General features: G+C 44.0%; 8 protein-coding genes and 1 tRNA gene. 3 read left to right on the top strand and 6 right to left on the bottom strand.

Going from position 1 to position 12,833, the window contains the following annotated elements:
• The 5 genes from VIN08_RS12515 to rlmD form a co-directional block, all read right to left on the bottom strand.
• Window positions 1–905, bottom strand: a 905-nt coding sequence (locus tag VIN08_RS12515) for a pyridoxal phosphate-dependent aminotransferase (RefSeq protein ID WP_331965336.1), incomplete at its 3' end; no start/stop codon positions are given.
• 130 nt (window positions 906–1,035) lie between these two features.
• The gene (locus VIN08_RS12510; protein WP_331965333.1) at window positions 1,036–3,522 is read right to left on the bottom strand and encodes an Hsp70 family protein; all 2,487 of its coding nucleotides are present in this window, start codon (window positions 3,520–3,522) and stop codon (window positions 1,036–1,038) included.
• 8 nt (window positions 3,523–3,530) lie between these two features.
• On the bottom strand, window positions 3,531–3,929 hold the full coding sequence (locus tag VIN08_RS12505) for a hypothetical protein (protein ID WP_331965330.1): 399 nt from the start codon (window positions 3,927–3,929) through the stop codon (window positions 3,531–3,533).
• 5 nt (window positions 3,930–3,934) lie between these two features.
• Window positions 3,935–5,503 carry a hypothetical protein gene (locus VIN08_RS12500; RefSeq protein WP_331965328.1) on the bottom strand — a complete coding sequence of 523 codons (1,569 nt, stop codon included), beginning with the start codon at window positions 5,501–5,503 and terminating at the stop codon, window positions 3,935–3,937.
• A 456-nt stretch (window positions 5,504–5,959) separates the two neighbouring features.
• Window positions 5,960–7,408 (bottom strand): 23S rRNA (uracil(1939)-C(5))-methyltransferase RlmD, encoded by a 1,449-nt coding sequence (rlmD, locus tag VIN08_RS12495; protein WP_331965325.1) that lies wholly within the window; start codon window positions 7,406–7,408, stop codon window positions 5,960–5,962.
• A gap of 79 nt (window positions 7,409–7,487) precedes the next feature.
• Between rlmD and VIN08_RS12490 the strand changes: the two genes are divergently transcribed.
• Entirely contained in the window at window positions 7,488–10,229 is a 2,742-nt protein-coding gene (locus tag VIN08_RS12490) for a gliding motility-associated C-terminal domain-containing protein (protein WP_331965323.1), read from the top strand.
• On the opposite strand, the gene VIN08_RS12485 is transcribed toward VIN08_RS12490, so the two are convergent.
• A complete protein-coding gene (locus VIN08_RS12485; protein WP_331965320.1) occupies window positions 10,212–10,946 on the bottom strand; it encodes an SH3 domain-containing protein in 735 nt (244 codons plus the stop codon). The genes VIN08_RS12490 and VIN08_RS12485 overlap by 18 nt on opposite strands.
• Before the next feature lie 60 nt (window positions 10,947–11,006).
• On the opposite strand from VIN08_RS12485, the gene VIN08_RS12480 reads away from it, so the two are divergent.
• Window positions 11,007–11,079 (top strand) — tRNA-Lys (locus VIN08_RS12480).
• A gap of 270 nt (window positions 11,080–11,349) precedes the next feature.
• On the top strand, window positions 11,350–12,833 hold a 1,484-nt coding region (locus VIN08_RS12475), incomplete at its 3' end, for a M1 family metallopeptidase (RefSeq protein ID WP_331965317.1).

Raw genomic sequence — 12,833 nt, 5'->3', positions numbered from 1 at the left:
ACTTTGAAGCGCGGATCACCAAATATTTTTGGAATAGCAAGCTGTGGTAATTTTGTAGAGCACACCTCAATCATCTTCGCATTATCCAATGCCTGGCAAAAGCGATTGAAGTCTTCATCTTTATCGCGGTTGTAGTACTCCATCCAGCCGCAGCGCGCTCCCGGCCACGGCAACTCTTTGGATATACCTTTCATGGATATACCCGGCACATCGCCAATGATCTCTGCCAGCGAGATAGCACGCACTCCATTATAGGTGATATTGATATATATCTCGTCTGCCAGTAAAAAGAGGTTAAACTCTTTTGCGATCTCTACAATGCGTTTAAGCGTTTCCAGCGGATATACCATACCCGTTGGGTTATCCGGGTTGATGATGAGTATACCTACAACATTCGGATTGTACTTTACCTTATTATAAAGATCATCCAGGTCAGGATACCATTTGTTGTTGGGATCGAGCTTATAGGTAAGCGGTTCATGCGCAGCATGTGCTGCCTCTGCACTGGAGTGTGTAGAGTATGCAGGCGATGGCCCTATAACACGCGAGGTGCGTGATATAAACTGGTATGCTTTTGATATAGCATCGCCAAGACCATTGAAGAAACAGATGTCTTCCGCTGTAATCTGTACACCACCCATGGCGTTGGTTTGCTTCGCGAGGAACTCACGTGTTTCAAGCATACCTTTCGATGGGCAGTAGCTATAAGTATCATCCTGCTTCATGAGGTCAGAGATGATATCCTTTATCCACTGCGGAAGCTTGTGATGCTTCTGGATCGGGTCGCCAATGTTCTCCCACGAAATGGCCACACCGAGTTTCTTTAACTGGTCAGCCTTCTTTACGATCTCGCGGATCTCATAACTTAATTCCTTGGCACCTTCACTTAATAACTTCTGTCGCATGACTTAATATTTCAAACAACGATGTTGAGAGTTTTGCAGGAAGGATTCAAGTATAATGACTGAAAAATTTTTTGTAACAACTGTTTGGTAGTAATGTAACGAACTACGTTTGTGTTTTTCAGAGCTTCTTCTACCCGAAACCAATCTTGGTGATGATCTCTTCTACTCTGCCTTTATGCATCATGTTTAGCAGGCTTACATTAATCTCTTTCAGCCTTATCCAATCTTCATTACTCAATGCCTGGGCGCCTGATTCAAAAAGATTTCTTGTATTGGCCGAGTCTGGTATTCGGAGGCGCTCATGTTTTAACCAGTTGAATAACTCTTTAAGATATTCAGGGCTGCGCCATTGAATACGATGTGCTAATGCTCTCAGCTCATCCGCCTTTTCCAGAATTTTATAGGGGCTGTTGCCCGACAGGTATATATCTTCATGTGCTATAATTTCTTGGAGTACTTTCTTCTCTACATCATTCCCCTGCTCGGTAACTATATGTTTGCAAGCTGAGCATACTTCCAGGTATTCCTGTTTTGCTTTTTGCAATCTTCGTTGCCGTGTAGCATTGTCTATCTCCTGCGCGATCTTTCTTTTTTTATCCTCGAGCTGATAGCGCTTGTCGGTTACATCATCCCAGGTTAACGATTCTGTTTCCTGTGCTACAGTTTGCATTTCGTCTTTCAACGCTTCGAGTGCTGTTGTCTCTTCTTTCTTCTTCTCGTTTGTATCCTTTATCTCATTACCAAGACGCACACGCAAATCATTTACCTGTTGCTTGAGCAAATCAACCGGTGTATGGCGCACTTGTGGATTAAAGGTTTCTTTAAATTCCTGGTCGGACATACTCAGGTAAGCTGCAACGGTTAAGTCCTGCGATTCAGAAAGTGATATCGATATTTCAATATCCGATCCTTTCGCTATATCTCTTGACACTTGCTTACCGCTAATGGTAATATAGCCTATAACTTTATTTGCTTCCGGCAACGCCTGGTGTGAACCCTGCAATACTTTTATGCGAAGCATCTCGGCTTCATTGTTCCGGGTAACGTGCTTGTTTATACGAAAGCTCAACGTGCGCTTCGTTGGCAAAATGGTATTTCGCTGGAACACCGTTTCAAGTCGCGTGTATCCCGGCTTTTCATAATCATCAATCTCCAGGCATATATCTTCGGGTAGCGGTTGTCCGCTTATACCATAACCACTATTGATGCCGATCGAATCAAGATCTGTTTCAATAACATTATTCTTTTCATCGTATACCGTGAATGTAAAGTAATTGAAAGCATCCTGCACCAGCGGAAGATCTTCGCTGATCTTTTCGGTAAGTTTGGTGAGTCCGGAATCATAGCCTCCGTCCTGCCGCACAATGCGATAGAACAAGCCCTGTATAACTCCGGTAACTCTGGCGGCAAAATACTCTTCCTGTTCTTTGGATGCCTTGTTGTAGGAAGCTTTGATCGATATAGCAGGAGTTATAGCCTGGGTCTTCTGCACAGACTTTTCCTTTTGTTTTGTAGCTGCGTAGTACGCAGCCCCCACGGCAACAGCGGTTGCAGGGTCTACTTCACAATTAACCGGCACCTGCAACGCCTCCTCTACACGCTGCCGGATATAGGGCGTATAGGTAACACCTCCTACCAGCAGTACAAATTGCAAATCTGCCGGAGCAAGTGCGTGGCGGCTGGTGATGGCTTGTATCATGCGAATGGTACGATCTACAAACGGGTTGATCAGATCATTGAACTCAGCACGTGTAAGGGTGATATCGAGATCAACCGGCTTGCCATCATCGTCTGTCAATCCATCTACGGTTATATCAGCGGATGATCGTGACGATAACAGGATCCTGGCTTCTTCAATGCGCTTCAGCAATATATAGTATGCGGCATTGTGTTTACCCGAAGCACTTTTCATTTCTTCTGCCAGTTGTGCAAAGGTATATTTTGCCTGTATGTGCGGCAGCAGAAATTTTTCCAGGATGATGGCATCGAAATCTGTTCCGCCTAAAAAATTATCACCTTCATGATCCAGCACTTTCATCTCACCATCCTGTATACGAATGAGTGCTACATCAAACGTTCCGCCTCCCAAATCATATACCAGCCACTGTCCATTCTCCAGCGCCTTATCCTTTTTCATGTTGGTATAGGCCAGACTTGCTGCGATGGGCTCCTGCAGCAATATAACTTGTGAGAAGCCCGCCTGGTAGCCTGCTTCCTTGGTGGCGTTCGACTGGATAAGATCGAAGGATGCAGGTATCGTAATTACTACCGCATCCGGAACATCGCTTGCATCAACAAATGTCTTCAGTTCCTTCAACACCTGTGCTGAAAGTTCGATCGGTGTTTTTACATCGTTGATGGATTGTATCGTGAATACTTCCGATGTACCCATTTTCCGTTTGAATGAACCTACAACACTGCCGGGATCTTTCTCGAGAAATTCCTTTGCCTTACTGCCGACAACGATCTTGTCTTTACGATACGATACAACGGATGGTAGTATAGCCCTGCCGTAGTCTTGCGGATTGGTAAACACAATCACTTCGCCCTTTGCAAACTTCGCAATGGCAGAATTGGTGGTTCCCAGGTCAATACCAAAATTGATAGTGTTTTCCATGCTATATTTCAGGAGTTCTGTTTGGATTGTACAATAACAACAGCTTTTTGCACGAGCGCTTTTATCGTTTGCCCACGCTCGGTATAGGTATAGAATATAATCGGCTTGATCACTTCCGCTATATACAGGTTTTCCGTAGCGGTGCCTGTTATACTGGCCTCACAATCGGTGCGGGTATCATCATATCGTTCTCCCAGCGGATTGTGGTAAATGAGTCCGACCTGTAGAGCAGCATCTTTACCCTGTAAAAGATCAGTCGCTGCCAATGCTTTCAACCGATTAACGTTGCGGATAAGAGAATTATCCTCGCGAAGCAACGCTACTTTTTTCTCAATCTCAAAAATCTGATTGAGTATATCTATATATGCCCGCGGAACGGATAGTGGTTGTGAGTAGTGTTCATCCATAAATATTAGGTTGGTTTATAGAACCCCCATCCCTGGCGTATATACTTATTCACTTCCGGATGTTCTCCCACCGAAGAGCTGCTTATTGATCGTATACCGTACTCTTTAAACCTCCGATAAAAAAAGTATTCAATACCGCTATACACTGCCGCCATCAGCAGAAGTGTTACAACTATATTTTTCCTGAACAGCACTAATACGAGTAGTGCCAGCAGCCCTGCGCTGATACGCACCATCAACAATTGCAGCATCCTGTTGCTATGTATCTCCTCGCAACTATAACAACGCGGAATACGAAGCGTGATGTGCTGATACTTGACTTCCCCGCCTCCTCGGCTAATTTCTTTATACAAAGTTACGTCACGTCCTTTAGTTGCCTCGCCTTCCCGTTCCTGACAGAACCAACACAAATTCTGCGCTCGCGTATCTTCCTTTATTTTCTCGAGTGCTTTTTTCTGACCGAGTATATCAAATCGAAAATCATTTGAATTGTTAACACGAAATGCTTTATCGATCAATACCAATGCAGCATTTATATCACCGCCCAGGTTCCATGAATTAACAGCGACCTCACGAATCAGAAATGCCGTACGTTCACGCACTTCGTTGGCAAACAACGGCAAAGCATTGATCGCATCTATATCAATAAGATCGTTGACCTTCGCAGCAACCTGATGTGGCGCAATGGTTTTATTTTTGAGTCCCTTGTAAAGCACCTCGATCTCGGTTTGCCGGGCATACCATTCATGAAGCTCCGGTGCATGGGCCAACGCCTCACTCTTATTAGTATATAGCACCAGGTTTGCCTTATACTTTGGCAGGTGTACATTGTCTGCTTCGAAGGTTAAAACATGATCGGTTAATTCTTTCGATATAGCCGGCAATCGGTATGCGTTCCAGATGTGAACCGCCAGAACATTTATAGTATCGGCAGCTTTTTGCACCAGTCCCTGAAAATATACCGGCAAAGCATTTATAGTATCAGCAGGAAACTGTTGTGCTATATAAGCCATGAGCGCAGCGGGATCATCGCTATACCTATTTTCCTTTATTGCGTTTGCAATTTCCCGCACAGCCTGCGTTCTGCTCTCCAATTCAACTGTTAGCAATTTATAGGCTGCCTGAACGTTACTTGTTTCAATAAGCACCTGTGTACGCAAAATGGCACGCATGTGCTCAGCCCTTCCGTTGGCAAAAGCCTGGTATAAACTTCTGTCAAACCGCGGCACAACGTAGGGGCTAATGAACGTTATAAATGCCGGCAATGAATATATACTATCAATACCAAACGATTCAAAGATCCGTTCATCGCCTGCCGTCAGAAAATCATTCAGCGCAATGTTTTTGGTCAGGTAATGGTAAAATTCTTTTTTATCGGTATTCTCGAGTTCATCGATCGCGCGCTCACAATCCGAACGGGTAAGCGATTGTCCTTTAAATTCAAACTGGCTATTTTCGGAGAGCTCGATCTCCGCCAGCAGCTTGCGCCTGGCTTTTTTTACAACGTCAGCAGAGATTGCAGAAACATCATGTTCCTGAAGTCCCAACAACTCAATAGGATTAATAAAACTCATAGAGTAATTGCAGATGAACTAACAAAAAGTATCCAACAAATTGCCCTTATCGCCTCTATGCTTATTGCTTTTATACTCACAATCACCGCTGGCAACATCATCCCTCATAAAGCAAACTACAAGACAGACACGTTGGACAAAAAATTTACGTACGGCAAGATACTGTTAACACACAAAGTAAATTCAAAAAAATCAATCTATTATACTACACTAATGACACAGAGTCCTATCCATTAATTTAATGAGCCTGTAGCCATCGCGTTGAGTCCATTCAGACATGGTGACCTGAACGATTCATTTATCGGGTGTAATCTTACATTGACTGCAGAGACCGGAAGTCGGGAAGACGGAAAGTCCGGAAGCAGTTGTCTTTCACGATTAACGGATAACCACTAACAGTTAACGGCAAATCGAATAACGAACAAGGAACACCGAATGTAGAAGTAAAACGCGCTGCTACTTTCTCACCAAACACACCACATTCTCCACGTGCATGGTATGCGGAAACATATCTACCGGCTGTACGGCAGTTATAGTATATTTCTCTGCAAGTATTTTCAGGTCGCGGGCTTGCGTGGCGGGGTTGCAACTTACATAGACGATCTTCTTCGGTTCGGCTTTCAGCAACATCTTGCATACATCTTCGTGCATGCCGGCTCGTGGCGGATCGGTGATCACGGTATCAGGTCTGCCATGTTTATTCAGAAAATCATCATCGAGCAGATCTTTGATATCGCCTGCGTAAAAATCGGTGTTGGTAATGTTGTTGATCTGCGAATTTACTTTTGCATCTTCTATAGCTGCGGCTACATATTCGAGGCCGACAACTTTTTTAGCATGACCTGCCACAAAGTTGGCAATGGTACCCGTGCCGGTATATAGATCGTATACCAGCTCATCGCCTTTTAATTCTGCCATCTGCCAGGCAACTTTATATAGTTCAAAAGCCTGATCAGAGTTAGTCTGGTAAAATGATTTGGGGCCTACACGAAACTGAAGTATACCAGAGCCATCGGGCTTTGGCATCGACTCGGTTATATAGGGATTACCTTTCCAGCAGACTATATTCAGATCGGCAAACGTATCGTTCTTCTTGCCATTGATAACATAATTGAACGATGTAATCTGTGGAAAATCTTTTTCAAGACGATATAGTATACGTTCAATCCATTCCATCTTGTCGTACGTTACTTGCAGAATGATCATTACCTCACCGGTATTGGCCGTGCGTATCGTAATGGTACGAAGGAAGCCGACCTGCTTGCGCAGATCAAAGAAAGGTATAGATGCTTTTACGGCTTCGTCTTTTACTGCGAGACGTATAGCATTGGAAGGATCAGGTTGCAAATGACACTCCTGTACATCAAACACCAAATCATATTTACGCGGTATATGATAGCCGAGTGCAACATCATTCGCAGTATGAAGATTCTCCACCCATCCGTCAGGCGATTCTGCTTTGCGCGATGTTAACTCTTCTTTTGTAAGCCAGCGTTGAGCTGAAAATGTATAGTCGAGTTTGTTACGGTAGAATCGTGTTTTACCAGATGCCACGATTGGCTCCATCGCAGGAAGCTCAAGTCCGCCAATGCGCTCGAGATTATCCACTACCTGTTTCTGCTTGTATAGTAACTGTGTCGGGTAGTTAATGTGTTGCCACGAGCAGCCTCCGCACAATCCGAAGTGTACACAAAAAGGATTTTCACGATCGGGCGATAATTTTTTTACAGCCGTAACGGTTCCCTCTAAAAAACTGCTCTTGATCTTGGTGAGGCGCGCATCTACCGTATCTCCGGGGGCACCGCCTTGTAAAAAGATCACTTTACCATCTACCCTCGAAACGCATTTGCCTTCAGAAGCCATGGTTTCGACTACAAGATTTTCTATTATGTCTCCTTTTCGCATAAAGTGCGCAAAAATACGAAGGAGTCGCGTTTTTCCACCTCATCCTTATTCCCTATATTTATTGTCCTTGCCAGAACGTATGAAAAGATATTTAGCGCTGATATTCTGCCTGGTCACGTTTCCTGTTGCTGCTTCGCACATCGTTGGGGGAGAATTTGAACTTCAATATGCACCAATCGCGGGCAATGATTTTCGCTATAAACTAAACCTGATTATTTATTTCGATGAGATCAACGGCTTACAGGATAACAAACTGCAAGACCGCATCATCACAGCCCGTATTTTCCGTTTTGCCGACAATGCTTTTGTTCGCGACATCGCTATTCCCTTTGTATATGATTCGCTCGTAAAATATACCCAGCCGAAGTGTACCATCTCGCAGCTCAAAACGAGCAAGATGTTTTACTCCACCTATATCACACTCGATTCAAAAACGTATAGCCATCCCGGTGGTTACTATATCATTTGGGAACGCTGCTGTCGTAATTATACTATCGCGAATATTTCCAGCACCAACCCACAGATCGATCCAAGTGGTGCCGCAGGACAAACATTCTATCTGAAGTTTCCTCCGGTAATGGTAAATGGCCAACGCTTTATCGACTCATCGCCACACTTGTTTCCTCCGTTGAGTGATTATGCCTGCACCGATCTTCCTTACTATGCAGACTTTGCCGGAACGGATGACGATGGCGACTCACTGGTATATACTATGGTAACACCATTGGGTACACATACCAGCGATGCATATCCTCCGCTTAACCCGGCTCCCTATCCGGAAGTGGAATGGCTATATCCATTCAGTCAGAATAACATTGTGGATGGGCATCCGGATTTACGGATCAATAAAGATGGATTACTGACCGTGACGCCTGGCCGGTACGTTGGCTTGTTTGTGTTTGCTGTTAAGTGTGAAGAGTTTCGCGAGGGAGTAAAGATTGGCGAATCAAGACGCGACTTCCAGATGTTGATCACGGATTGTCCTATATCGTATCCTCCGCAGATAACGGGTAAAAAACTTACGGATGCTGCTTATACTTATAATGATAACATGACGGTAACGTTCGCCAACACAGTGAGCGATGCCAACCGGTGTATAGAAGTGCAGGTATATGATAAAGACGCAACCGAAGCTGCTGATAATTTTCAGGAAAATGTAACCCTCAAAGTTATACCGCTGGGCTTCAACAAAAATGTGAGCGATATACTTCCGGTGCCCAGTACAGTGTTGCTCACTAAAACCGACAGCACCAGTACATTTCGAATTTGTTTTGATGAATGCCCCTATATAGAAGGACCGTATACTGTTGGAATTATAGCTTACGATGATGCGTGCGCATTGCCACTGCAGGATACGCTCAAGGTATTGGTAAATATAGTACCACCCGCCAACAACAACGCACGCTACGTAACGGCCGACATAACCAAAACAGTAAATGAAGGTTCACCCGTGCAGAAGTGGTTGATCAAGGCCGTAGATGTAGATGGCGACCACATGGATCAGTATATCATTCCGGGTATAGGGGTTGATCTGGCGAGTGCCGGTATAACTTTTACATCATTGGGGCAAACGGGAGATACTCTCTATACTGAAATGGCGTGGGACCCACGTTGTAATATATACGACTTTACCAGTCGCACGAGCTTTGATGTAAAACTGCAAGTAGAAGATGACGACAAATGCGGCTTCGATCATCCGGATTTTTTACTGGTAAATCTTACCATTGCTTTACCGGGCAATCACAAGCCCACTATATTTTCGCCCGAGCTTACCAACAGCAATCCGCTGATTGATACTGTAGATATTGAACGAAAGGTAAATGAGTCGCTTGTGTTCCATGTAAATGGTAATGATATCGACAACGATAAACTTGTATTGACCGGGGCCGGCAAAAATTTCAGCCTGGCCGATTATGGTATTACTTTTCCGGAAGCAACCGGGCAAGGCAATGTGAGCTCGTTGTTTACCTGGAACATCCGCTGCGATAATATCAATCTTAAAAATAAAGATGAATTTACGTTTGTTTTCCTGGTAACAGACAACGAGAACAAATGTCGTTTCCATTACTCTGATACGCTGGTGGTAAATGTAAAAGTTCTACCTCCCGATAATACAGCCCCTGAATTAGAAGTAGCCAGCACTAATCCGGAAGTCGTAATGGCATTAGACAACTCAATGAAAATTACACTGGGGCAGGAGATCGACATGAGCCTTACCGGTATAGATTTCGATACCAGTCCGGAAGCAGACTTGCTACAGATAAAATTAGTATCAGCAACCGGCAACGTACAACCCCAGGGCTACAGCTTTACAGCTGCCGAAGGACGCGGAAGCGCGCAAGGTACATTTACCTGGAAGCCGGAGTGCGACATCTTTACCAACGGAGTATATACCAATGACTATATCTTTACCTTTATACTTTCCGATAACCGATGCTTTAATCAAAAAGGCGATACCGTTGCTGTAAATATCACTGTCAACGATGTGAATCGTGATGACACCGAGTTTTTACCTCCAAACTTTATTACTCCGAATGGCGATTCCAAAAATGATTTCTTCGCGATGATGAAACGCGATGCTACCAGCGGAGAGCTCATCAACATTTTACCGCTCGATAATTGTACCGGGCATTTTGAAGGTATCGTGATCTACAATCGCTGGGGCCGCGAAGTATTTAGCAGCGCAAGCCGCGAGTTTCGCTGGTACGCACCGGGCGAAGCTTCAGGAGTATATTATTACCTGGTAAAATATTCCGACAAAGAATATAAAGGATTGATCACCGTGTCGTACTGGGAAGGACAATCACAAACTCAGCGGTAGCAGGTGATTTTGTTTGATGTAAGCCGTCTCTCCTTTCCAACGGATTTTTATCCACACATCTTTTTTACCGAGTATCTCCACACGGTGTCCTGATTCCACTACCGATATAACGGTTGCCCCGGGCGAAGGCCCGTCCATGAGGTATGTATTTTCCTGTGACACAATGCCGCTCGCAGCTTGTTCACCTAACGTGTTGTGTACCACCAGCAATCCCAGCACAACAACAAATGCTGTCATAGAAGGCCACAACATTTCTTTTTTTCTTTTCAAATAAAAACTCAGGCTTAACAGGAACACAGCCAGCGCCATAAGTCCTACACCCACCGGCAAGTGATAATCATTATAGAACGATAAAAATCTTCCGGCATCTGTTTGTTCATAGCCTTGCAGATTGTGCTTGTTGGCAAGCTCTTCCATTTTTTCGAGCACCGTTTTATCGTTGGTAACATTATAATAGAGGTTGAGGTAGTAAAGAGCATCGCCTGTGCGCTGCAATCCTTCTTCTATGTAGGCCATCTTCAGCAACATAGCTGGCGAAAATTGTTTTTGCTGAAAGATAATTCGATACTGCTCCAGCGATTGCGTATAACGCTTGGCTTTAAAAAGCGAATCTGCTTCCGATAGCCGGTGCGTTGAAACCTGCGCAGAGGCCATGATAATGCCTCCGAAAAAAAATAAAGAAAGAATGATAAGATTTTTTGAAACGCCCCTTTGCATATAATTTAGATCCTGTTACCTTTGTGCCCTCAATTACGGAAAAAACCGCAAAATTGACAAGATTCCGTAGCTCAGCTGGTAGAGCATTACACTTTTAATGTAAGGGTCCTGGGTTCGAATCCCAGCGGGATCACGAAAGGGAAGCAAAAGCTTCCCTTTTTTATTTTCGAAAAAATCATTCCCTATATCCCCGGGAAAATTATCACGCATCTGCTTCCCTTATTGATTCTTGTAAGCAGAATTTCTCAAGAGTATATCCGTAGCAGGTTGCACTATATATTGCATTGCGGGCAAATCGTTGATATATACCGGAAATTTGTTTCCGCTCGCTTCATATAATTTAAGGACTGAGAATACCAGTAAAATCAATTAATATTAAGCTCATTAACTTTAAACCTGAGAAATGAAAATCAATGCAGTTATAAAGATTACTGTTTTGCTGACAGTAATGTTTAGTAGTAGCGTAAGCGGACAGAGCTACAACCAGCACGAAGCTTTCGCTCCGTTCTTCTATCCTATGTATGGCGACAAAGTCAGAGCCGCAGATGGAACTCCCGGACCTGATTATTGGCAGAACAAAGCCGACTATGCTATCGATGCTTCACTAAACGACCAGGATCATAGTGTAAAAGGTAACGTTACGATTACTTATACCAATAATAGTCCGCAGTCATTATCGTTTGTTTGGTTGCAGTTGGATCAAAACATTTACAAACTTGATTCACGCGGCAATGCCGCTACTGCTGTTACCGGAGGTCGCTGGGCAAACCGTAATGCCTTTGATGGTGGCTATGCTATAAAATCGGTGAAGCTCGTGGAGAAAGGCAAAGAGACCGATGCAAAATATACTGTTGATGATACGCGCATGCAGATAAAGCTTACGCAGGATCTTAAATCGCAAGGAGGAAAACTTCAGATAAAAATCGGTTTTGAATTTAAGATTCCGAAGTACGGAACAGACCGCCTCGGTCAACTCGAAACTAAAAACGGAATCGTTTATGAAATCGCGCAATGGTATCCACGCATGTGCGTATATGATAACATCAATGGCTGGAATACATTACCCTATCTCGGTCAGGGTGAGTTCTATCTTGAATATGGAGATATAACATATTCTATTGAAGCGCCTGCAGATCACATCGTGGTGGGTTCAGGTGAACTCCTGAATCCAAAAGAAGTATTAACTGCCGAGCAACAAAAACGTTGGGCGCAGGCACAGGAAAGCGATAAGACCATCATACTGCGATCTGCTGATGAAGTTACCAACGCATCTTCCCGCCCTGCGGGAAAACCAAGATTAACATGGAAGTTCAAATGCTCTAATACACGCGATGTTGCATGGGCATCTTCCAAAAGCTTTGTGTGGGATGCCGCAAAAATAAATTTGCCGGGTGAAAAAAAATCACTGGCAATGTCGGTATACCCTGTAGAAGCTGCAACAGACACTGCGTGGAATCGCTCAACAGAGTATGTAAAAAACGCAATTGAATTTTACTCTAAATATCTATACCCCTATACATATCCGGTGGCAGTAAATGTAGCAGGCGTTGTAGGCGGTATGGAATATCCGGGTATTGTGTTTTGTTCTGCAAAATCTACCAAAGGCGGATTGTGGGGAGTAACGTCTCATGAATTTGGACACAACTGGTTCCCGATGATTGTTGGATCCAATGAACGAAAATTCGCCTGGATGGACGAAGGCTTTAATACCTATATCAATACATTGGCCGATGCAAGTTTTAACAAGGGCGAATATGCCGCCAATGTTATACCGGTGAAGTTTCTTACAGGCTATCTTTTTCATGACAGCACCGAATCGATCTTAAATACACCCGATGTTGCCAAGAACAGAAACCTGGGTGCTGTTGCATACTTTAAACCCGGACT

Source organism: Ohtaekwangia sp., assembly GCF_036568665.1.
Lineage (GTDB): Bacteria > Bacteroidota > Bacteroidia > Cytophagales > Cyclobacteriaceae > Ohtaekwangia.
The sequence above is the reverse complement of the archived record's forward strand: the minus strand, read 5'-3'. Positions and strand labels throughout refer to the sequence as shown.